The sequence below is a fragment of the Flavobacterium sp. N1736 genome (genome assembly GCF_025947065.1).
In the GTDB taxonomy this organism is placed as follows: domain Bacteria; phylum Bacteroidota; class Bacteroidia; order Flavobacteriales; family Flavobacteriaceae; genus Flavobacterium.
Window position 1 is genome coordinate 1,097,248 of record NZ_CP109994.1, and the last position, 21,039, is coordinate 1,118,286.

The 21,039-nt window shown below is 33.5% G+C and carries 23 protein-coding genes; 15 read left to right on the top strand and 8 right to left on the bottom strand.

The window, feature by feature from the left end; genetic code table 11:
- Nucleotides 1-6 precede the first annotated feature (6 nt).
- From OLM54_RS04775 to OLM54_RS04805, 7 genes are all read left to right on the top strand, one after another.
- A complete protein-coding gene (locus OLM54_RS04775; RefSeq protein WP_264537457.1) occupies nucleotides 7-1,305 on the top strand; it encodes a hypothetical protein in 1,299 nt (432 codons plus the stop codon).
- Between the two features lie 394 nt (nucleotides 1,306-1,699).
- Nucleotides 1,700-3,013: a hypothetical protein gene (locus OLM54_RS04780; protein WP_264537458.1), complete on the top strand. Its 1,314-nt coding sequence runs from the start codon at nucleotides 1,700-1,702 to the stop codon at nucleotides 3,011-3,013.
- A 95-nt stretch (nucleotides 3,014-3,108) separates the two neighbouring features.
- Nucleotides 3,109-3,960, top strand: coding sequence for a T9SS type A sorting domain-containing protein (locus tag OLM54_RS04785; protein ID WP_264537459.1), 852 nt, complete (start codon nucleotides 3,109-3,111; stop codon nucleotides 3,958-3,960).
- Nucleotides 3,961-4,018: 58 nt separating this feature from the next.
- Nucleotides 4,019-4,807: a hypothetical protein gene (locus tag OLM54_RS04790; protein WP_264537460.1), complete on the top strand. Its 789-nt coding sequence runs from the start codon at nucleotides 4,019-4,021 to the stop codon at nucleotides 4,805-4,807.
- 43 nt (nucleotides 4,808-4,850) lie between these two features.
- Nucleotides 4,851-6,212, top strand: coding sequence for a S41 family peptidase (locus OLM54_RS04795; protein WP_264537461.1), 1,362 nt, complete (start codon nucleotides 4,851-4,853; stop codon nucleotides 6,210-6,212).
- Between the two features lie 34 nt (nucleotides 6,213-6,246).
- Nucleotides 6,247-6,537 (top strand): hypothetical protein, encoded by a 291-nt coding sequence (locus OLM54_RS04800; protein ID WP_264537462.1) that lies wholly within the window; start codon nucleotides 6,247-6,249, stop codon nucleotides 6,535-6,537.
- Nucleotides 6,538-6,786: 249 nt separating this feature from the next.
- On the top strand, nucleotides 6,787-7,326 hold the full coding sequence (locus tag OLM54_RS04805) for a hypothetical protein (RefSeq protein ID WP_264537463.1): 540 nt from the start codon (nucleotides 6,787-6,789) through the stop codon (nucleotides 7,324-7,326).
- A gap of 38 nt (nucleotides 7,327-7,364) precedes the next feature.
- Here the strand turns inward: OLM54_RS04805 and OLM54_RS04810 are convergent, their stop codons facing one another.
- From OLM54_RS04810 to OLM54_RS04835, 6 genes are all read right to left on the bottom strand, one after another.
- Nucleotides 7,365-7,925, bottom strand: coding sequence for a tetratricopeptide repeat protein (locus OLM54_RS04810; protein WP_264537464.1), 561 nt, complete (start codon nucleotides 7,923-7,925; stop codon nucleotides 7,365-7,367).
- 211 nt (nucleotides 7,926-8,136) lie between these two features.
- Nucleotides 8,137-8,994 (bottom strand): helix-turn-helix domain-containing protein, encoded by an 858-nt coding sequence (locus OLM54_RS04815; RefSeq protein WP_264537465.1) that lies wholly within the window; start codon nucleotides 8,992-8,994, stop codon nucleotides 8,137-8,139.
- 190 nt (nucleotides 8,995-9,184) lie between these two features.
- Entirely contained in the window at nucleotides 9,185-10,180 is a 996-nt protein-coding gene (locus OLM54_RS04820) for an SDR family NAD(P)-dependent oxidoreductase (protein ID WP_264537466.1), read from the bottom strand.
- Between the two features lie 217 nt (nucleotides 10,181-10,397).
- Entirely contained in the window at nucleotides 10,398-11,318 is a 921-nt protein-coding gene (locus tag OLM54_RS04825) for a phytanoyl-CoA dioxygenase family protein (RefSeq protein ID WP_264537467.1), read from the bottom strand.
- 22 nt (nucleotides 11,319-11,340) lie between these two features.
- Nucleotides 11,341-11,889: a hypothetical protein gene (locus OLM54_RS04830; protein ID WP_264537468.1), complete on the bottom strand. Its 549-nt coding sequence runs from the start codon at nucleotides 11,887-11,889 to the stop codon at nucleotides 11,341-11,343.
- A 96-nt stretch (nucleotides 11,890-11,985) separates the two neighbouring features.
- Nucleotides 11,986-12,534, bottom strand: a complete 549-nt coding sequence (locus tag OLM54_RS04835; RefSeq protein ID WP_264537469.1) for a GNAT family N-acetyltransferase — start codon at nucleotides 12,532-12,534, stop codon at nucleotides 11,986-11,988.
- Nucleotides 12,535-12,621: 87 nt separating this feature from the next.
- Here OLM54_RS04835 and OLM54_RS04840 point away from each other — a divergent pair, with 87 nt between their 5' ends.
- The 3 genes from OLM54_RS04840 to OLM54_RS04850 all read left to right on the top strand — a co-directional run bounded on the left by OLM54_RS04840 (nucleotide 12,622) and on the right by OLM54_RS04850 (nucleotide 15,301).
- Nucleotides 12,622-13,206 carry a Crp/Fnr family transcriptional regulator gene (locus tag OLM54_RS04840; protein WP_264537470.1) on the top strand — a complete coding sequence of 195 codons (585 nt, stop codon included), beginning with the start codon at nucleotides 12,622-12,624 and terminating at the stop codon, nucleotides 13,204-13,206.
- A gap of 85 nt (nucleotides 13,207-13,291) precedes the next feature.
- Nucleotides 13,292-14,392: an SDR family oxidoreductase gene (locus OLM54_RS04845; protein ID WP_264537471.1), complete on the top strand. Its 1,101-nt coding sequence runs from the start codon at nucleotides 13,292-13,294 to the stop codon at nucleotides 14,390-14,392.
- A 525-nt stretch (nucleotides 14,393-14,917) separates the two neighbouring features.
- A complete protein-coding gene (locus OLM54_RS04850) occupies nucleotides 14,918-15,301 on the top strand; it encodes a GreA/GreB family elongation factor (protein WP_264537472.1) in 384 nt (127 codons plus the stop codon).
- A gap of 90 nt (nucleotides 15,302-15,391) precedes the next feature.
- On the opposite strand, the gene OLM54_RS04855 is transcribed toward OLM54_RS04850, so the two are convergent.
- Together OLM54_RS04855 and OLM54_RS04860 are read right to left on the bottom strand one after the other, a co-directional pair.
- A complete protein-coding gene (locus tag OLM54_RS04855; protein WP_264537473.1) occupies nucleotides 15,392-16,933 on the bottom strand; it encodes a hypothetical protein in 1,542 nt (513 codons plus the stop codon).
- A 415-nt stretch (nucleotides 16,934-17,348) separates the two neighbouring features.
- Nucleotides 17,349-18,086, bottom strand: coding sequence for a hypothetical protein (locus OLM54_RS04860; protein ID WP_264537474.1), 738 nt, complete (start codon nucleotides 18,084-18,086; stop codon nucleotides 17,349-17,351).
- A gap of 230 nt (nucleotides 18,087-18,316) precedes the next feature.
- Here OLM54_RS04860 and OLM54_RS04865 point away from each other — a divergent pair, with 230 nt between their 5' ends.
- The 5 genes from OLM54_RS04865 (at nucleotide 18,317) to OLM54_RS04885 (ending at nucleotide 20,999) form a co-directional block, all read left to right on the top strand.
- Nucleotides 18,317-18,907 (top strand): Crp/Fnr family transcriptional regulator, encoded by a 591-nt coding sequence (locus OLM54_RS04865; protein WP_264537475.1) that lies wholly within the window; start codon nucleotides 18,317-18,319, stop codon nucleotides 18,905-18,907.
- Between the two features lie 74 nt (nucleotides 18,908-18,981).
- Complete coding sequence (locus tag OLM54_RS04870; protein ID WP_264537476.1) at nucleotides 18,982-19,569, top strand: NAD(P)H-dependent oxidoreductase; 588 nt, start codon at nucleotides 18,982-18,984, stop codon at nucleotides 19,567-19,569.
- A 30-nt stretch (nucleotides 19,570-19,599) separates the two neighbouring features.
- Entirely contained in the window at nucleotides 19,600-19,824 is a 225-nt protein-coding gene (locus OLM54_RS04875; protein ID WP_264537477.1) for a 2TM domain-containing protein, read from the top strand.
- A 12-nt stretch (nucleotides 19,825-19,836) separates the two neighbouring features.
- On the top strand, nucleotides 19,837-20,409 hold the full coding sequence (locus OLM54_RS04880) for a cupin domain-containing protein (RefSeq protein ID WP_264537478.1): 573 nt from the start codon (nucleotides 19,837-19,839) through the stop codon (nucleotides 20,407-20,409).
- 11 nt (nucleotides 20,410-20,420) lie between these two features.
- Nucleotides 20,421-20,999: a carboxymuconolactone decarboxylase family protein gene (locus OLM54_RS04885; protein WP_264537479.1), complete on the top strand. Its 579-nt coding sequence runs from the start codon at nucleotides 20,421-20,423 to the stop codon at nucleotides 20,997-20,999.
- Nucleotides 21,000-21,039 lie beyond the last annotated feature (40 nt).

A 21,039-nucleotide genomic window follows, 5' to 3' on the forward strand; every position in this document is an offset into this window, starting at 1 on the left:
ATGATTATGAAAAAAATTTTTATGTTCGCAATGGCATCCCTGTTTATGAGTTCTTGCCAAAATGAAGATGCTTCATCTGCAGATTCTTCTTTTTCTATGAAAGCTTCTAAAGCCGATTATCTTGTGTCACTTCCAACAGAAAGCTTTTGTGGCGATATTACAACAAATACAACCTGGACAAACGACAAAGTTTGGGAAATTTGCGGTGTTGTTCGTGTAAAAAATGGCGCTACACTAACGATTCAACCCGGTACTTATATTATAGCTGCACCTATATTAACTCTTGGTGACGCTCAGGGAATACTTGTCATTACAAAAACAGGTAAGATCGACGCGCAGGGAACTTTAACTGCACCAATTATTTTTACAAGCCGTTATTTATTAGACGGAAATGTTAATACTACCGGTTCTCCCGGAGATTTTGGTGGTGTAGTAATTTTAGGAGATGCTCAGGTAAACAATGGTCTTACTACAAACATTGCCGAAGGATTAGGAGATCAGCTTAATGTTGCTGATTTTTATTATGGCGGTACAAATAATGTTCATAACGCTGGTATATTAAATTATGTACGCATTGAATTTGCCGGACGCATCTTAGATGTTAATAATGAAGTCAATTCGCTAAGCTTAGCGGGAGTAGGGAGCGGAACAGTGATAGACCATGTTCAGGCATCTTACGGTTTAGACGATTCATTTGAGTTTTTTGGCGGTACAGTCAATGCAGGCCACTTAGTTTCTTTTGCACCTAAGGATGACAACTTCGATTTTGATTTAGGATATACAGGAACAATTACAAAAGCGATTGCAGTTGCAGATGGTGGTTCACAGCATAGTGATAGTAATGGATTTCCTGATTCTGATGGTATTGAAGTAGACAATGGTTTAATGGCAACTTCAATTATAACGCGTCCTGTTCTTTCACAATTATCTATAATTGGTGTAAGCTCTTCTACAGCTGCTGATGTATACGAAAGTGGTATTCATGTACGCAGATTTGGACAAATAAGATTAATTGATGCAACTGTTACAGGATACAATACAGGAATTAAATGGGATGTTCCTTCGGTGCCAACTAGTTCATCATGGTCAAGAATATCAATTCATGGATTTGATAATGTAGTATTACCGGCAGGAACAACTTTATCAGGATTAGGTAATTCAACTTCAACAGTAGATCCGGCAACTGCTTGGGGTCTTACACAGCCTTTCTTTAATAATGGAGCATTGAATTTTACAGGTGCAACCGGTGCATTTAGAACAGAAGCTCTTTGGACTAACGTCTGGACAAAGTTTACCAATTTTTAATCGCAATATTATGCTAATGGTACAAATATTAAGAAACCGTTAACAACAAAATTAGGGGATGATATTTTGATTTTTCAAACGCTAATGTATTTAGTTGTAAGTATTAGATTTCTTTTTTGTTTAGTGCATGAAACAAAAATGCAAGAAAAGTACTTTAAGATGTTCTTTTAAAATTTAAGAGTAAAATTTAAAAGAATGGAAAGCCAGCCTTTCACTGCGTTAAAAAAAAACCTATGAGTGAAAGATGGAATATAGGTGTAAACCCCGGTGGTAAAGCGGGATCGTTTATTGAAAAGGACTTTACCAAAAACGAGAAAGACCTAAGGAAAGATATTTTGCTGCTCTCTCCAAAGGCCTAGTTTAATGCAGCAAATATAGCAATAATAAAATTATTATGAAAAAAATTTTTCTATGTGCAATGATAGCTCTGGCTGTGAGCTCTTGCCAAAATGATGATTCTTCTGCTGATTCTTCTTTTTCAATGAAAGCTTCAGGTGCTGATTACACTACTTATCCTACAATAACACAACCTGTTAGTGGTGATATTACAACAAACACTACCTGGACTAGCGACAAAGTTTGGGAAATTGAAGGAGTTGTACGTGTAAAAAACGGAGCTACATTAACAATTGAAGCGGGTACATTTATTAAAGCTAAACCTTTAGAGCCAGGAGTTGCTACAGGAGTTCTTGTAATTACTAAAACTGGTAAAATTGATGCACAAGGTACAGTTAATGCACCTGTTATTTTTACAAGTTACAATTTATTAGATGGCAACGCTGCTACAGCTGCTACTCCTGGAGACTTTGGAGGTGTTGTTATGTTAGGTACTGCTCCGGTAAATAACGGATTAGACGATAACATTATCGAAGGATTGGGAGATCAGCCTAATCTTTCTGATTTTTATTATGGAGGTAATGTAAGTGATCACAATGGTGGAGCTTTAAATTATGTTCGTATCGAATTTGCAGGACGTATTATTACTACTTTGGTTGACGTAGAAATCAACGGATTAACTTTGGGTGGAGTTGGTTCTGGTACTACAATTGATCACGTACAAGTATCTTACGGTAGAGATGATTCATTCGAATTTTTTGGAGGAACAGTAAATGCTTCGCATTTAGTTTCTTTTGCTCCGGATGATGATAACTTCGATTTTGATCTTGGATATACTGGTACAGTTACAAAAGCTATCGCAATTGCAGATAGTAATTCTACTCACAGTTTAAGCGGTGGTCTTCCGGATTCTAACGGTATTGAGTTAGATAACAATGCTACTGGTACAGCTAGTGCAACTGGAGTTATTACACGTCCTGTTCTTGATCAATTATCAATTATTGGTGTTAGTTCTTCTACAGTAGCTAATTTATACGAAAATGCTATCCACGTACGTAGATTAGGACAAATAAGATTAGTTGATGCTACTGTTACAGGATATAATACAGGAATCAGATGGGAATCTCCTTCTTTGCCAGCTAATTCTTCATACTCTAGAATATCAGTTCACGGATTTGTAAATGTAGCTTTACCTGTAGGAACAGTTATATCAGGTCTTGGTACAAGTACTTCAACTGCAAATCCTGCAACTGCTTGGGGTCTTACTCAACCTTTCTTTAATAATGGTCCATTGGATTTCGCTGGTATTACCGGTGCATTCAAAAACGAAGCAACTTGGACTAATTCTTGGACAAAGTTTAGTAATTTTTAATTTATACAGAGGTTAGTTTAGTTATTAAAACTTTACATGGGCAGATTTTGTATCTGCCCATGTTTTAAAAAAATAAAATTTTAAAAAATAAAAAAATGAAAAAAAATCTACTTTTATTACTATTTATAATGGTTACTACACTATCATCTGCTCAATTTACAATATGGGAAGATGATTTTGACGATGCTGATGTTTCAGACTGGACTTTATTAGACAGAGATGGAAATGGCAGTAATTGGTATGCACGTAAAAATATTCAGGTTGACGAAAATTTTGCTATTGTAGATGGAACTATTAGTGTTTTAGGAACATATAATATAGATTTTGCAACATTGGGACAATTACCGGCTCCTGAGAATAATTTAGCCATAGCTCCTGTTATAGATGCTTCTTTTTATTCAGGAAAAATATCTCTAATCATAAATGCACAAACAAGCGTTTACGATAGCAGCCAAAATTTATTTGTTTACGGTTCTACTTCGCCAGATCCTGCAACATTTACACTTTTAAGCACAGTTGTTTTGGTAAGAACAGCAGATGAAGGAGAAATGTTTAAAAATTATACAGTAGATATTTCACAATATAAAGGAGAAACTGCAGTATACCTAGCTTTTGGAACTAAAACAAATTCAGGATTTATTGGTTATGAAATTGATAAAATCTCGGTTACTGCCGAATCACTTTTAGGAGTTGATGATGTAGAACAACAATTGAAAGCGTGCAGATTAAACCAAAATCCGGTTCAGGAAAGTTTACAATTGCAATTAGCAGAAGAATTACAAAATGAAGAAACAGCATTAAAAATCTATAATGCAGCCGGAAGTTTGGTTAAAGAATCTCCATACAAACAAGAAGATTTATCTGTTACTGATTTACCACAAGGAATCTATTTTCTGGTAGTTTCTAATAATGAACTTTCGAAAAAAATAAAATTTATCAAAAAATAATTTCGTTAACTCTTTCAGAATTTTCGATAACAAACTCTTACAATAAATAAAATTGAATATGAAGAATATATTGACAAGGATACTAATTTTCTCTGTAATATTGGTTTCTTTCGAATCCTGTACCAATGATAACCTGACTCCGCTTTATGGTACAGAAACCAACCAGCCCGGAAAAGTTGTTATAACTGGCTATAGCGCGTTAAACGATTCCATTCAAATAAACATAAATGGAAAACTCCTTACAATAGGAAAAGAGAAAAAATCAGCCTTTACAAAAAAAATTGAAACAGAATATCAATTTGTTTATTACGGAGACAAAAACGAAACTTTTGAAGTTACCAATAAAGTAACCAAACAAATAGTACATACCTACAATTTTACGGCACAAAAACCAATCGATACACTTTCATTTTTTGCAAAAGAAAACATCTGGATCGAACATGTTTCGGCATTAAAACCGGGCGTATTAACTAAAACAGGCAATTGTGGGTATAAATTTATATTTCCTACCCAAAACCTATATTCAAAAAGCGGATACGAAGGTACGATTGACGGAATCCTGCGCAAAATTAACGGACAAACAATTGGCGTAGTCGAGAATATCAACAAAGATAAATTCAGTTCATTTATTGAATTTCCGTTTAGCTCACCGCCAACTGTTTTAATGGAATTGGTAAAACACGGTACAACAGAATCTTATATTCCGGGGCAAAAAGTGGTCGTTATATTGACAATGACAAATAACAAATCAAAACTAATTGTGCTCGATGAAAAACAAGATACAAACGGAGTTTTTTCAGGCGTAGACGGAACCCTGAATTTAGTTGATTATTTTGTTTTTAAATAATGAGATAGTGTTTAAGAGATATATTCATATTATAGATTTTAAAATGAAAAATAAAGCGTTCAGCTATCTTTTTTATGGTGTTATTCTTTTAATAGAAGTTATCATTCTTTCTTCCTGCTCTACAGATGATCTGGAGCAGGATTACACAGAAGGAACAAATGAATACACAAATGAATGGATGTATCAGCAAATGAAAAAATACTATTTGTGGAATGATGCTATGCCAAATCAGGGAGATTTATCCGTAAATCCCAAAGAATATTTTGCACGATTAGTAAAAAGCGATGATCGGTTTTCGTATGCAATACATCCTAATTTACCGGAAACGGCGCCGATAAATTTGCGTCAAAAATTCGGGTTTGATGTTTCATTTATGCAATATGAAAGCAAAGTTTACGGCGTAATTTTGTATGCATTATACGATTCTCCGGCAAAAAACAACGGTTTAACAAGAGGGCAATTAATAACAAGTGTTGACGGTGTCGAATTAACGGTAAGTAATTACGACAACATTTACAAAAACATGGTGACTGCAACGCAATTAAACTTAAAACTAATTTCGTATTCAGCACAATCAGGATTTTTTAATGCAAAGCAAGTTTCTTTGATGCAGGGATTTTCGTTTTCGCAGCTGCTTTTAAGTCAGGTAATTACAAACGGAAATACTAAAATTGGTTATGTCGAAATTCCGCATTTTGATGTTGGAATGGCAAAATTATTTATGCAGACATTTCAGGAATTAAAAAATAAGGAAATAACAGAAATCATTTTGGATTTGCGTTATAATGGAGGCGGAGATATAGCCTCGGCGACAGCATTAAGTATTATTTTGGCACCAAACATTAAATCAGGCGATTTGTTTATTGAATTTGAAGGAAATAAAAATGGTGGTATTGTAAAACAGTCCTTTCAGCAGGCATTAGAAAGCAATGAAAAAAGTATAACTTTTGACGCTCTTAGAAATGCGCATCCAAATATTCAAAAAGTATATATTTTATGCGGAAAACATACTGCATCTGCCTCAGAAATAATAATAAACAATCTAAGCCCTTTTATGGATGTCGTAACAATAGGCGAAAAAACAATAGGTAAAGATGTAGCAGGATTTCCTATAGAAGATGACAGAATTTCCGGCACACAAGGCTGGGTTTTATATCCATCCATCTATAAATTATTCAATTCAAGACACGAAGGAAGTTATTCGGCAGGAATAAATCCCTCAGTTAATGCAGATGAACTGCAAAATCCTGAAGTTTTTGCTTTAGGAAACCGTTCTGAAATTTTATTAAATACGGCGATAAACAACATATCAGGAAATACAGGTAAAATGAAAATGATAGAATCAAAAGCATTATCACTTTCTAAAATTTATACCGATGCCGATGCATTGCTGGTTAATCCGTAAATAAAAATTTCTATTCAATATCAGAGAATATACTATGCAAGGAATAAGTTCTACAGAGCATCGAATTTTATTGGCCGCATTTCGCAAATTCGAATACATGTCTAAAATTGCCGGCGACCAGATAGAAGAAACAGAAGACGCAAAAACAAGAAAAGCAATGGAAGAACTTGACTTGCTTTATGATAAATTTCAACTATTATTTGGAGAATTAGAAAGATGTACCAAAGATTATGAACTCAAAAAAAAATCTACACGAAGCATAATCAACAGAAGCACCCGAAAATTAATGCAGGTATTGCAAAATGTAGATGATACGATAAATTAGCGCTGTCACATAGCGAAACAAAGATTGTCAGACTGAGCGGAGTCGAAGTCCTAAACCCGACAGGTTTTAAAAACCTGTCGGGTTTTTCGTATGATTTATTTCCAATGTTAAGTTTTTGCCCAAACTAAAAGCTTAACATTGGCGCGTGATTTTTAGCAGTATATTTGTTAATGATTTATTAACATTAAATTAAAGTAACAATAACTTTAATGCAAAAACACTTGAAATCCTAAAATAAATACGTGCCGCATGAAAGAAAATGACATTACAAATGCCCAGGACCAAACTGAAAACAGCAATGTAACTGCTGTAGAAGAAAACCCAACAAACAACACTGCTGAAACAACTGCCAGCGAAACAGATTCGACTAAAAGAGAAACTGAAACAAAAGTTACCAATACAAGAAAGAAACCTGCTGCAAAAGTTGTAAAAACACCAACAGTTTCAACATCAGATAATGTAGAACAAACTGAAGAAGTAGTTTCACCGGAAGTTTCAACAGAAACCGAAGAAACTGTTTCTGAAGACGAAGATAAATCTAATACTAAAAAGAAGAATAAAAAGATGAAAGAAAAAGAGAAAGAAAAAGAGAAAAAGAAAAAACAAGTAGCTAAGAAAAAAGAAAAAGCGAAAGAAGATAAAAAGAAAGATAAAGCGAAAAAAGCAAAGCAAAAAGCGAATGCTAAAAAGAAAGCAAAAGCGAAAAAAGCAAAAGATAAAGCAAAAGCAAAGAAAATTGCTAAAAAGAAAGCTAAAAGAGCAAAGTCTAAATCGAAAAAGAAAAAATAAAAAAAATGCCCTGAAATTTCAGGGCATTTTTTTTATAATTATTTCAGAGCTGTATTTTTTAATTTCACCTGTTTAATAAGATGCAGCGAATCCCGAATAAGTGACTTAATTTCCAGCGAAGGAATTCTGGCTATTTCGGCAGCGTTTTTTGTTAATCCTTCAATTTTCATTTTAGCGAATAATAAGTCATTTTCAAAAGATCTTAAAATTGAATTTTCTAAAATTGAATTTTTCCTGTAGTAATAAATGGCATTATGAAGATCTTCAATTTGTCCCGTAAAATCTAAAATTGCTTTTTTAGAAACTGCCCGACTGTAATAATTTGAAAAGTCCAGAGGATTTGCTTCAATTGCTTTGTCAAAATCTTCGATAGCATTATAATGATAATCGAGTTTTTGCAAACAGTTTCCTTTTAATTTATAAGCTTCGTAATACAAACCAGAAGTAATGGCATTGTCAAAGTGAATGATTGCCTCTTGAAATTGGTTGGCAAAATAAAGTTCCTTTCCTTTTTCAAAATGCACAGATTCTGTGCTGGTATTGGATTTTGAAAATTTCCCTTTAATTTTTTCGATCGTTAAATTGGTGAACCATTTCATATTTTTTCGGTTTTTGGTTGGTCAAAGTTGTAAAAGCCAGGAAACGATTTATAAAATTTGGGGGGATTTAAAGATAACTAAAATTTGGAATATTTTGATTTATTGTTGAAATAAAATTTCGGTTTCAAGAAAAAAATATAATTACAATTGGTTTTTAATCAATGTTTTACTGTGCTAATTACCCGTGTTTACTGAAATAAAAACAACAGATTTAAGTAATTTTCGGTATCATTAATTCGCCATTTTCAGGCAGTATATTTAAGCTGGCATTAATTAATTCAGTTGCTGTATAACCAAATTGTTTCTTGAAAGCATAAGAAAAATGCGAAAGATTTTCGAAGCCAACTTCATAACAAACATCGATTGTTTTTTTCTTGTTTTTTGTAAGTTGATAATGCGCTAATTCCAGCCTTTTTGTCGTAAGCCATTTTTGCGGCGTAGTATTAAAGTACTTTCTAAAATCCCGGTTAAATGTCGATAAACTGCGTCCGGTTAGATATCCAAGACGGTCTAACGGCATATTAAACATAAAATTACGTTCCATAAAATTCACTAAATCAATTTTTCCCGGTTCTTCAAAATTGGCAAGAACATCATCTATTTCCTTGTCAATCCTTCTCAGGATTGTTATTGCTTCGGTAATTTTGAGTGACGCAATATCTTCAGGAAGTTCCTTCATATCAAAATACGGAATTAACGAAGCAAGACAGCTTTCTAATAATGGATGATTATTGTAGTAATTTATTTTTGGAGACAGTAAAGTTTTAGGTTTAACATCGAGTTTTGCATAAAAATCTTTTAATCGTGCTGTCGATAAATGCATGACAACGGTTTTATGCGGCAAACCATCTTTTGGGTAATTAATAATGGTTGCCAGTTGATTTCTCGGAATAAGAAAAATATCACCTTTTTTAAAAATATAAATACCGTCTGCCTGTACAATTTTAGTTTCTCCCGAAATAAACCAAACCAGCATATGCTGATCAAACATTATATCTGACTTAAAAAAGTGATCTTCATAAGAAGAAAGCTTGATATCCGGCGTTATATATTTCGCCTCAAATTCCATAGTTTGTCATAATTTAAAGGTTATAAAATTGCAAGAGGCTGAATACAGATCAAATTTAGTAAAAAACCTGTTGAGTATAATTTTTAACACATAGAAACATAGGTTTTGTACGCTTAAAAAGGCGTTTCACTTGTTTAAACAAACATAGCTATGTATTGAAAAATATGTTTCCATGTGTTAAGATATGTTTTTAGTCAATTTTAAATGCAATTCCTGTCATTTTTTCACTCAGAAGCCACAAACGTTTTGCGTTATTTTCGTCTAACGAATATTCTTTTACACCAGCTGTTATTGAAGATTCTGGAGCTATTACAGCAACTTCGGCATCTTCGCAATAAACACCGCCTAAATCATTAAGCAAAGCACTTGTTGCACACCAGACAGTTGTTGCAGCGCCTTGCGGAATTGTTTTTAAACTTGCCGCAATTTCCGGCAAAATATTGCCTTCAGCATCACAAAGACCCATTTTTTGAAACAATTCTAAAGATGCTTCTCTGGCAAGTTCAGTTCCGTTAATTGAGCCCGGATGCAGCGAATAAGATCGCACGCCAAATGCTTTACCGCGATTATCCAGCTCAAGAGCAAATAAATTACAAGCAGTTTTAGATTGACCGTAAGCCTGTAAAGTTTCATATTCTCTATAAAGAAAATTAGGATCGTCAAAATCAAAACGAGCAAATTGATGTCCTTGTGATGAGACATTGATAACGCGTGCAGAATTCGCTTTTTTTAATGCAGTCCATAATCTCGCGGTAAGCTGAAATTGTGCCAGATAATTTGTTGCCAATTGCGATTCGATACCGCGATTATCCCTGCGAAACGGAACCCACATAATACCGGCATTATTAATAAGCAAATGCAAAGGTCTGTTAGACGAAAGAAATTTTTCTGCAAAAGCATCTATAGAATCAGGATTTATTAAATCCATTTCAGCCAACTCAATATTTGGTATGCCTTGTAAATTCTTTTTTGCTTTTTCGATGTCTCTGGCAGGAACTATAACCGTTGCTCCGGCGTTGGCGAGAATTTTGGCAGTTTCTAAACCAATACCGGTGTTACCGCCCGTTACAATGGCAATTTTTCCCGTAAGGTCAATTCCGTTAATGACATTATTTGCTGTTGATTTTGCATTAAATCCTGAACCAACCGGATTTTGTAATGCTCCCTGATAATTATTCTGTTTCATGTTCTTATAATTTTTTAAGTGATTATTATAAGACAAAATTATCAGGAAAGTAAAGTAGAGCGTTTGTTCAAAATGTCAATTTAGTTTGTTTAAAATGTCATTTTGTCCTACAAGGTTTTCAAAACCTTGTAGGTATGAATTCTATACTTTTAAATTCTACGTGAAAATATAAACCTACAAGGTTTTGAAAACCTTGCAGGAATAGACGTCAATATATTTAAATCCATTCTCCCGAAGTATTATGATCATTTGGTAAATAGGTTAAATACTGCACCATTCTCGGATTTTCTCCTTTATTTGGTGTTGCACAATGCGGTAAAGTATTGTTCCAGATTATAAAATCGCCGGCATCGCCAATTATAGGTTCTGGTTTTAATGTTGTGATGGCTTTCTCTCTTGGGTTTTCATTTGGCAGAAGGTTGTCTAACCAATCATTTATTTTATTATGAAATCCCGGAACGCAATGAAATGCGCCATCATTTGCACCACAATCAGTAAGATAGAGTAGTCCCTGCAATCCAAATTTTATAGGTTGTTTTAAACTCGTATCCCAATGAATCGGACTTCCTAAAAAAGTAAATTCTTCAGTCTCAGGCGGATTAAAACTCACTTTGTCGATGGTTTTATATATGTTTGTTGAATTGTAAAGCTGTTCGTATGCTTTTTTTATTCTAGGCGAAAATCTGTTTTTATTTAATGTTTCGTGATCTGAAAAATTCAGCATTAAACCTTTTTGATTTTCATGTCGTTTATACCAGGTTTCTTTATTATTAGAATCCATTTTTAGGAAATCCCAAATTGCCTGTTGCGTATCTTCGCAATCTTTTTTCGAAATGGCATTTTTTACAATAATATAACCATTCTCATTCCAAAATTCAAGATCTTCTTGTGATAATACGTTAGCTATAAAAGCTTCAGATTCGGTATTTTCGTTTTTTTGTTTGTTTGTAATCCAAAATTTAAAAGACTCGAAATCCGGTTTTTCAAAGTATAAAAACTGCAGTGTTTCCTCCATACTAATACCCAACTTGTATAAAGTTTTTATTTCTTCATCCCAGTTTTTCGTATCATTTTTCGTCGAAAGATCAGCGGGATACAAAGCGCGTTTCCATAGTTTTTCAAGAATAGTTAAATGCATATTTTGGTAAAATTCTATTATCTTAAATTTCTTTTATGGCATTATCCAATTGATCAAAGTGCGATTGCATGATAAAATCTCCTATAATTATGCCATTAGCCAGCAATAAATGACCATCAGGAAGCTTATTCGTTGGGGCATTAGTCACAATAGCATGAATACCACCCTGATAATATCCCATAGAAGCACTGTTTATAGTTACAGGATTTCCTTCTTTATTAACAAGTTCCTGTCCTTTTCCCAGTTTTCCGGCTCTGGCATATTTACCGTTTATAAGTAATAAAGGCTGATCGAGACTGCATATCAAATCGATGCGGGAGTCATCAAAATTCCTCAGGTCAAAATAAACCATTAAAGATCTTTGTCCCTCAACACCGGCACTATAAGAAACAGTTTGATTTGATGCCGTTAATTTGATTTTTCCCGATTCTAATTTTGAAGAAAACGCAAGGACAGTATCACCATTTTCTATACGCTCAATAGGTTTAGTACCATCCGGAGTTGTAATTTTAGTACGATAAGCAACATCTTTACTTTTTAAATCTTCTGAGTGATCTGAATTTGTTTCCATAGTACTTTTAGTTATTGATTGAAAGTTGACCAAAAATAACCTATTTGCTAGTCTCCTTTTAAGGTATAAATACCTGTTTTAGCAGAACACTGCTGATTAACTGGTCTTACTATTTCTTAAAGTATATGTAACAAGGTTCTCTACATTTCCGTGTGTATTATTGTATTTTTCATCTTCGAGTTCGAAATTCAGCTTTTTAAGAATGGCAACAGAATTTACATTATCTGCAGACGGAAATGCGGTAATTATTTTTGCTTTCATTTCTTCAAACACATATTCGATAACCTTTTTTAAAGCTTCGCTCATAATGCCTTTGCCTTGAAATTCAGACAGCATTTCATATCCAATTTCGACAATTTCATTTTCAGGATCAAAATTCCACAAACAAACAGATCCAAGCAAATCATTGTTTTCCTTAAATCGGATAATCCAGTAAAGACCTTCATTTTTGTCCACCAAACTTTGTATATTAAGAATAAATTCCTGTGCTTTTTCTAAAGTCGATGTATTATCTCTGCCAACAAATCTGTTGACCACTTCATCAGAACGTAGTTTATGAATTAACTCATAATCAGTATTTTCAATAGCTCGCAATACTAATCTTTGGGTTGTTAATTTTGGAAAGTTTTTAAAATCTAATACCATTTTGTATTTTTTTAGATAACGAAAGTTAAAAAATAAATAGCATACATTTGTTATACTTCATAATTCATAAAGGTAAAAACACATAAAATGTACGATATAATTTTCAAACATCTTGAAGAAAAAGTTCTATTAACCCAAGCAGAAAAGGAACTTATAAAGACTTTTTTTAAGCCTAAAAAGCTAAAGAAAAAGCAATTCGTAGTTGTTGAAGGTCATGTTTGCAGCTATCTGACGTTTGTTTCAAAAGGACTTTTAAAGTCTTATCATAGTGATGATAAAGGCAATGAACACATCAATCAGTTTTCGCCAGAAGGCTGGTGGACATCGGATATGAGCAGTTTTTTTAGCGGAGGAATTTCTTTTTATAGTATCGATGCAATGGAAGATTCAGAAGTTTTGCTTATTTCCAAAGAAGATTTTGAAAACTTAACGATACAAGTTCCTGTCATGGATCGGTATTTTCGTTTGCTTTTTCAAAATAGCTTAATTACAAAAGAAAGAAGATTAATAAGTTCGCATACTCATACGGCAGAAGAAAAATACAGGCATCTTTTAGAAAACAATCCTGATTTAATAAAACGAATACCGCAAAATTTATTGGCTTCTTATCTCGGACTTTCGCCTGAAACGCTGAGCAGATTAAAGAAAAATGTCATAATTAAGCCGAAATAATTGATCTAAATCAAGCAGATTTCTTGTTTCAGGTCATCGTTACGAAGTGTGTTTTCTAAGTAATTTTGAAAAAAATATAATACTTATGAATTCTCAACAATTACCAATACAACAAACTGCCGGAAATATTGCATTAGTAGTAGGAGCAACTGGAATTGCAGGAAGTAATCTTGCGATAAAACTGCTGGAAAACGGATGGACTGTTTTTGGACTTTCCCGAAATCCGAAAAATGATATTGAAGGTTTACAGCCAATTGCCGCTGATTTACTTAATTCTGAATCATTAGTTTCCGCTTTAAGCGAAATTGCGCCAACGCATGTTTTTTTTACAACATGGATGCGAAATGATACCGAAGAAGAAAATATCAGGGTGAACAGCGCCATGATTCGAAATTTATTAGACGCATTATCGCCTAAAAAATCAATAAAACATGTTTCATTGGTTACGGGTTTAAAACATTATTTAGGACCTTTTGATGCGTATGCGAATTCAGGAACTTTGCCTGAAACACCATTAAGAGAGGAACAGCCGCGATTAAACCTGCCTAATTTTTATTACGCTCAGGAAGATGAAGTTTATAAGGCCGCTGCAAGAGATGGTTTTACATGGAATATACACAGACCGCATACTCTAATTGGTAAAACTATTGGAAATGCCATGAATATGGGCACAACATTAGCCGTTTATGCAAGCATTTGCAAACACGAAGGAACTCCGTTTATTTGGCCGGGTTCTGATGCACAATGGAACGGAATATCTGATGTTACAGATGCTAAAATTCTCGCAGATCAGATTATTTGGTCTGCAATTAATCCTGAAGCTCACAATCAGGCTTTTAATATCACAAATGGAGATGTTTTTAGATGGAAATGGCTTTGGCCGAAAATAGCCGAATGGTTTCAAATTGAATATGAAGGTTATAATGGAACTATAAAACCACTTGAAATCGTATTGAATCAAAAACAGGCTGTTTGGAAAGAAATTAAAGAACAACATCAATTAATTGAAGGCGATTTGTCTCAGTTGGCATCTGCATGGCATACAGATCTTGATTTAGGACGTCCGTTAGAAGTGATGACAGATATGTCAGGAAGTAGAAAACTTGGTTTTGCAGGGTATAAAGACACCAAAGATTCGTTTTTTGAGTTGTTTGCTCAGTTAAGAAATGATCAGATTATACCTTGAAATGTAAATTAGATAATTGGGGTAATTAGAAGATTAGATAATTAGAAAATGAGATAATGAGATAATTTTATATTTGAATTAATATTAAGGGACGGTTTTTACAGCTGTCCTTTTGTTTTTGTAATAATAAATTTGATGTATATGGTTGATAGGTTTGATGTTAACGTTTTATTATTATTTTATATGTTTTTTCTTTCAAAAAAAAGCGGTAACTTGCGCACAATTAAATGCATATATAATAATGACTATTTCAAATTTTTATTTTACGAATAATCACTTGATGCGCCTTATGGGCACGTTGTTATATTTGCATGACGATACTTTCTTAAAAAGTTCGAAAGAGTTTATTAATTAAGCCCTGTCAAAACTCTGGACAGGGATTCCTTCAACCGGGCTGCTCATTTATTTAATCTTCAATTTTCATTGGGATTAGGATATCATTGAATTCAAACTACACAACAGCTATTAGAAATTTAATGATGAGTTATTATCTTACCTATGAATATGGGAGCAAACAAGAAAGTTATGTCACAATCACAAAATATTATTTTAACAACAGGAATATACGATTTAATTAAAGATCACGTAAGAAGAAAAAAAGTAACAATAGAAGAAGAAGTATTATTGCTTCATGAACTTAAAAAAGCCACACAGGTATTAAGAAGAGATTTACCGGAAGATATTGTTTCAGTAAACCGAAGAGTAACTTATAAAGATTGTGCAACCAATGAAGAAAAAACGGTTGTGTTTGTAGGTCCTGAGAAAAACAAAGTAAGTAAAAACAGAATTTCTATTCTTTCTGATGAAGGTATAGCAATGGTAGGATATAAAGAAGGAAACGTTGTAGAATGGCCTGCTAAAAAAGGAAATCTTAAACTGGAAATCTTAAAAGTAGAAGAAGTAGCGTAATGTACTTTTTAAATATAAAAAATCCCAAAAAGAAAAATTTTCTTGATGGGATTTTTTTATGATTTATAGTGACGAAAAATTATTTAAATTTTAATTATCACAAAAAGAGCCAATTTGCTTCAAATGTCTTTCAGTTTGGTATTTATTAAAGTTATCCCATTTTGGCGGAGAACTTGTTTTTTGTCCGCACATAGCATCTAAACAAATGTTGTTGTCTTTGTATTTTTCATGTAAAACAGCCAGGATTTTAAAGAAAAATTCTTCTAATAGTACGATTGCTTCAAATTCAGCTTTTAGCGTGTTGTAATTAGCAGCTGACGGATTTAATAATTGAAGTAAATTCAACACTTCAGCTTTTTCATCTTCATTGATTTCAGTTGCGTAACCCATTTTTAAAGTTTTAAAAACCAGATTATTCCACGCCTTACTATCATGCGCCCATTGCACATCAGGCAGATTTAAAGAATGCTCACAGATTAGAATTATAGAAAAAAGGACATCATTTAAGTATTCCGCCGGAAACTCATCAAAACTTCTGAATTCAAAACCACTTTGGTACATTTTTTCCTGATTAAAATCAAGACCAACTTCCGAAAGCATTTCATATTCCATTTCAGCTTCAATCTGATCGCGCCACCAAATGTTTTCTTCTTTTTCAAATTTTAGTAATTTTCTAAAATCGTCCACATTATAGGTTAAAATTTTGCCTTTTGGCATTGCTTTATTATATGTTCCTACGCCAATGTAACGCGACATTGCATTTCGCATAGAACCCAAAGTAAATTTTTTGTCCAGACTGTATTTATCGCTTATCACGCCCATAATATCCGGGCTTCCAAGAGTTGCTATGAAAAACGGCTCAAACCATTGCAATAAATAAATGGCATTGGCGTGTGTTTTTTCAAAATCATTGTAATCAACAATTCTGCTGTCTTCTGTTAACGACGGCAAAGTAATATGAAAATGATACGTTCCGTTATTAAACAAAACCAGATTTTCTTGGTTTGTCATGAACATATTAAGACCATTGTTATAATCCGGAAAATTCAATTTTCCGTTTAAAACAGAGGATTCATTGATTTTATCAAGAAACAATTTTTTGGTCGCTTTCAATTCCTTGCAGGAATCAGCAATTGTTCTGTTTTCAAAATACTTGGTTACGAATTCGATAGAATCACCATCAAAATGTACAGAACCCATCGTTTTATTTCTTTGGGTAATCATACTCTGAATATTATATGGCTGATCTTCAAGAAAAAGTTCCATGATCGATTTACCAAGATATTCAGGGTTTTCAGTTGGTTCAGCGATTACTTCACCATTTTCGGTATCAATTAATGGTTTTATCGGCGATAAAGTTTTGTGCTGATAGTTTATATCGAGTTTTTCCAGCGAATGACTATTCATCATTCGGCTTACTTTATAGTTTTCAGTCAAACCAAAAGCTTTCTTCAAAATAGGAGCAAGGCTTTCCGGTTTATAACATTTTCTATAATCGATACTATATTTCTCAAAACCAATTTTTTCTTGTATAAACTCACCAGAAACTATTAGGGATTCTTCAAATTGCATATAGGTTTCGTTTTCTAATCCAATTCCCCAATAATATTTTTTTGTCTGATTGTCTTTCATTTATACTAGCTTTCTTTTTTTATGGTTAAATTAAAGTTCTTAAAGTCATTATTTTTATTCGGAAATAGAATCTGTTCAAAATCAGAGGCAAAAAGGCTTTTTAACGGTTAAGCATATTGGTTTGCTTCCATTAAAAGTTTTATTTTACTTTTAAAATTGCAGGAATCTATTTTTAATCTCAGAAATTGTGTACTTGAATCAACTGAAAAACTGATAAAAAAGTAAAATTTTATAATGAGGTTATAAAATTATTAATTGCTTTTATATCAATAATTTAAGAAGATGAATAGTGGAGTTGCAACTTTTACTATTCTTGTTTTTTCCAAGTTGCAAAAGTAGTTTTTTATTATGTCATTTCCAAGTAGTTAAAATACTGAAAATCAATATTTTTTTGAAATGTTTTTAATTGTTTTATTTATTCATGGTAATAAAACACGTGTGACGAATATAACGCATCATTCCACCAATCTTTTCGTACTTCCGAAAAATAATTATAATTCAGTTTTCCTGCTTGAGATTGTAAAGGATATACTACTTTTTCGTTTTCACGATATGCTTTATTCGAATCATTTTCGGGAATAACAGGAACTATATGTCCGGAAAGTCCTTTTATTTTTCTTTTGGCACAAATTATTCCAATTCCGCCATTTGCATTCACTTTATTCTGAATTTCATCAACAGTAAACATTCTTTTCCAGCCAAAACTTGCTCCCCATTCTAAAAACCAATCGTGTATGGCGCTGGAGTAAATACGATCTACGGTTTGTTCAAAAACAGCTTCTATTTCCTGTCCTTGTAAAACTTTTTCTAGAAATTCGGGTTTCCACCAAACTGTTGGAAGATAAACTTTAGAGAAATAGCAGTAATCATAAGAGTACACATTGCAATACGTATCTTCGATGGTTTTTTGATATCGAATACTATTTTCAACATCCAGTTTGTCAATAATTCGGGCAATGCTTTCTTTTTTACTGGCCACATCTGTCAAATCTCTAAACGGAATAGCAGTGTCACCCAGAGGTTTTTCTTTCATTTCCATAGAGTCCAAACGCGATTCCGGATCCGGTAGTAAATCGGCTTTCTTTATTATATTGTTCGGTATCGGATTATCACCCAGAGGTAACGATGTTATTGATACGGTGTGATTTTCCATCTTGACTGCTTAAAATTATTTGGCTTAACGCGATAAGATTCGATATTCTTATGAATTAATTTACCAACTAAAAACGTAAATATATGGATTTATGGAAAAACGAGTACAAAGGAATCGGATTTTATGTTTAATTTTTTAGCTGTGAATTTTTTCAGGTCGCCATGACTATAATGTATTTTCTTTATTTTTGTTAAAGAGATTTCAAAACTATATTCTTAAATAACATCAATATGGAAACTGGAACTGATATTTTTTTAAAATCGGTTAGGAAAATTTGTCCTGATATAACAGATGATGAACTTTTGCAGTTTGCAGCCAGAGTTACCATTGAAAATTTAAATAGAAAGGACTTTTTTCTTCAATTTGGTAAAGTCCAAAAAGCAATTGGTTTTATAGCAAACGGATTAGTGCGGTCTTCTTTTGTAGATAAAGAAGGAAACGAAATCACAGTTGGTTTTTATACCGAAGGTGATTATGCCACGCATTATCCTGCTTTTATCACGCGACAACCCAGTAAATATAATATACAGTGCTTAGAACCAACGACTTTAGTTTGTATCTCATACGAAAACCTGCAATGGATTTATGAAAATTTACCGGGTTTTGAAAAATACGGACGTTTGGTTGCCGAAGAAATTTTAAAAAGGCAGCAGGCACGAATCGAAAGCTTCATATTTCAAACTGCCGAAGAACGTTATCTTGACTTCATAAAAGGACATGCAGCGCTGTTTAACAGAATATCTATTTCTCATCTTTGCAGTTTTCTTGGCATTGAGAGACAATCACTTACAAGAATTCGCCAAAAATTAGCCCATAAGTAATTTTTGACACTTTTGTGTCAGGAACACCTCTCTAATATTTAAAATCTTTGCAGTGTCAAATTAAATGAACTGCAATGAAAACGAATATCTTACTTATACTTGGGCATCCTTCTCAAAATTCTTTTTGTAATGCATTATTAGACGCTTACAGAAAAGGAGTTGAAACTACAGGTGCAAACTGTAAAACGATTTATATCTCTGAACTTGATTTTAATGTAAATCTTGCTGATGGATATAAAAACGGAGAAACATTACAACTCGAAGACGATTTAATCCATTCACAGGAACTTATCCAGTGGGCAGATCATGTTGTTTTGTCTTATCCAAACTGGTGGGGTTTTATGCCTGCCGTTACCAAAGGATTTATAGACAGAATTTTTCTGCCGGACTTCGCATTCAAACATCATTCAGGAAAAATCTTCCCCGAAAAACTTTTAAAAGGCAAAAGTTTAAGACTTCTTGTTACAATGGATACGCCAAAATGGTGGTTTTACATAATCTATCGCGCATCACAATATCAAATCCTTAAAGACATTGTTTTTGGTTACGTAGGATTTGACCCTATCAAATTTTCCACTTTTGGTTTTATAAGAAAATCAACTGAAAGCCAACGAAATAAGTGGTTAAAAAAAGTAGAACAATTAGGAAAACAACTTAAATAAAAATAATTCAAACCATTAAAAATCAACATCATGAGACATTTAGAAAACGAGTACAAAGTTGCTCAAATCAATCCCAAAAAAGGTTTCAGAATTCACTTATTAGTATATGTATTAACCATTCCGATCATTTGGACAATATGGTTTTTTACAGACAAAACATATTTATGGCCTTTATGGCAAACCGCAGCATGGGGAACAGGTTTACTGTTTCATTATTTAGGAGTTTTTGTATTTAGAAATAAAAAAAACAATTAAAAATAAGAAATCATGGAATCACAAAAAACATTTAGACGTATTGTGACAGGTCACGATACAGATGGAAAAGCAATTATTGTATCTGATGCTCCGCCAACATTATCTCAACTTATAGGCGGACCCGGAGGCCCAACGTTTTTTGAAGTTTGGCACACTTTAGAAACTCCGGCATTAATTCATTCTCAGCCAGATGAAACAGATGAAAAAAGTTTAGTGTTACCGCCGCCAAAAAACGGAACACGTATAAGAGTAATTGATTTTCCGCCTGAAGGTGAAGAAATCAGAAATCTTTCAGACGCAGATGCATCGGCTAAATTTAAGGATATGGGAGACGAAAGCGCCTCAACTTCTCATAAAGGAGCGCCGCATCCATTAATGCACAGAACTGAAACGCTTGATTACGGAATTGTACTTGAAGGCGAAATCACCATGATTCTTGATCGAGCAGAAACAGTAGTTAAAGCCGGAGACATAGTGATTCAGGCAGGAACTAATCATGCTTGGGCAAACAGATCAGGCAAAAATTGCCGAATCGCTTTTATTCTTATCGACGGACAATTTACAGGAGATTTTAAAAACATTTAAAAACAGAAACCATGCGAATCAACCCATTACAACCGGAAAAACTTAGCGGAGAATTACGATTTGTACACGATGAAATTGCAAACCTTATTGGCAATAGCCAGAGTCAGGTCAATATGCTCGATGCAAATGGCGCATTGCTCGGACCTTTTATTCCGATGTTGCATTATCCTCAATTTGGTGTGCCGGCTTTAAGCTTTTTAAGAACGCTGGATACTCAGGCAACACTTCCAAAAGCCTTGCGTGAAGTGGTTATTTTAACCGTTGGCGGATTTTATGGCGCTCGTTTCGAATTGTATGCTCATGAAATTATGGCCGAAACATTTGGAATTCCGCAAAATACGATCGCAATACTTGCTGCTGGCGGACATCCAAACGGATTAGATGAAAAGGAAATTATCGCCCACAATATCGCATATGCCTTGGTTAACGGCAAAATTATTCCGGATTCAACGTATAAACATGCCGTGAATCTTCTGGGTCAGGATGGTGTTGCAGAATTATACTTTTTAATTGGCGGTTATAGTCTTATTGCGTTGATTTTAAACGGATTTGATATTCCTGCACCGGATAATTTTCTTTTAAAAGAATAAAAAAAAGATTGTTGAGCATAAATATTTCAACACACTGTTG

What these genes read in the sequence shown, in the direction of transcription:
- OLM54_RS04800 (WP_264537462.1), top strand. Translation starts at nt 6,247, where the DNA reads ATGCAAGGAATAAGTTCTACAGAGCATCGAATTTTATTGGCCGCATTT.
- OLM54_RS04850 (WP_264537472.1), top strand. Translation starts at nt 14,918, where the DNA reads ATGTCACAATCACAAAATATTATTTTAACAACAGGAATATACGATTTA.
- OLM54_RS04840 (WP_264537470.1), top strand. Translation starts at nt 12,622, where the DNA reads ATGTACGATATAATTTTCAAACATCTTGAAGAAAAAGTTCTATTAACC.
- OLM54_RS04820 (WP_264537466.1), bottom strand. Translation starts at nt 10,180, where the DNA reads ATGAAACAGAATAATTATCAGGGAGCATTACAAAATCCGGTTGGTTCA.
- OLM54_RS04865 (WP_264537475.1), top strand. Translation starts at nt 18,317, where the DNA reads ATGGAAACTGGAACTGATATTTTTTTAAAATCGGTTAGGAAAATTTGT.
- OLM54_RS04860 (WP_264537474.1), bottom strand. Translation starts at nt 18,086, where the DNA reads ATGGAAAATCACACCGTATCAATAACATCGTTACCTCTGGGTGATAAT.
- OLM54_RS04845 (WP_264537471.1), top strand. Translation starts at nt 13,292, where the DNA reads ATGAATTCTCAACAATTACCAATACAACAAACTGCCGGAAATATTGCA.
- OLM54_RS04830 (WP_264537468.1), bottom strand. Translation starts at nt 11,889, where the DNA reads ATGGAAACAAATTCAGATCACTCAGAAGATTTAAAAAGTAAAGATGTT.
- OLM54_RS04790 (WP_264537460.1), top strand. Translation starts at nt 4,019, where the DNA reads ATGAAGAATATATTGACAAGGATACTAATTTTCTCTGTAATATTGGTT.
- OLM54_RS04855 (WP_264537473.1), bottom strand. Translation starts at nt 16,933, where the DNA reads ATGAAAGACAATCAGACAAAAAAATATTATTGGGGAATTGGATTAGAA.
- OLM54_RS04825 (WP_264537467.1), bottom strand. Translation starts at nt 11,318, where the DNA reads ATGCATTTAACTATTCTTGAAAAACTATGGAAACGCGCTTTGTATCCC.
- OLM54_RS04810 (WP_264537464.1), bottom strand. Translation starts at nt 7,925, where the DNA reads ATGAAATGGTTCACCAATTTAACGATCGAAAAAATTAAAGGGAAATTT.
- OLM54_RS04780 (WP_264537458.1), top strand. Translation starts at nt 1,700, where the DNA reads ATGAAAAAAATTTTTCTATGTGCAATGATAGCTCTGGCTGTGAGCTCT.
- OLM54_RS04795 (WP_264537461.1), top strand. Translation starts at nt 4,851, where the DNA reads ATGAAAAATAAAGCGTTCAGCTATCTTTTTTATGGTGTTATTCTTTTA.
- OLM54_RS04805 (WP_264537463.1), top strand. Translation starts at nt 6,787, where the DNA reads ATGAAAGAAAATGACATTACAAATGCCCAGGACCAAACTGAAAACAGC.
- OLM54_RS04815 (WP_264537465.1), bottom strand. Translation starts at nt 8,994, where the DNA reads ATGGAATTTGAGGCGAAATATATAACGCCGGATATCAAGCTTTCTTCT.
- OLM54_RS04785 (WP_264537459.1), top strand. Translation starts at nt 3,109, where the DNA reads ATGAAAAAAAATCTACTTTTATTACTATTTATAATGGTTACTACACTA.
- OLM54_RS04880 (WP_264537478.1), top strand. Translation starts at nt 19,837, where the DNA reads ATGGAATCACAAAAAACATTTAGACGTATTGTGACAGGTCACGATACA.
- OLM54_RS04870 (WP_264537476.1), top strand. Translation starts at nt 18,982, where the DNA reads ATGAAAACGAATATCTTACTTATACTTGGGCATCCTTCTCAAAATTCT.
- OLM54_RS04835 (WP_264537469.1), bottom strand. Translation starts at nt 12,534, where the DNA reads ATGGTATTAGATTTTAAAAACTTTCCAAAATTAACAACCCAAAGATTA.
- OLM54_RS04885 (WP_264537479.1), top strand. Translation starts at nt 20,421, where the DNA reads ATGCGAATCAACCCATTACAACCGGAAAAACTTAGCGGAGAATTACGA.
- OLM54_RS04875 (WP_264537477.1), top strand. Translation starts at nt 19,600, where the DNA reads ATGAGACATTTAGAAAACGAGTACAAAGTTGCTCAAATCAATCCCAAA.
- OLM54_RS04775 (WP_264537457.1), top strand. Translation starts at nt 7, where the DNA reads ATGAAAAAAATTTTTATGTTCGCAATGGCATCCCTGTTTATGAGTTCT.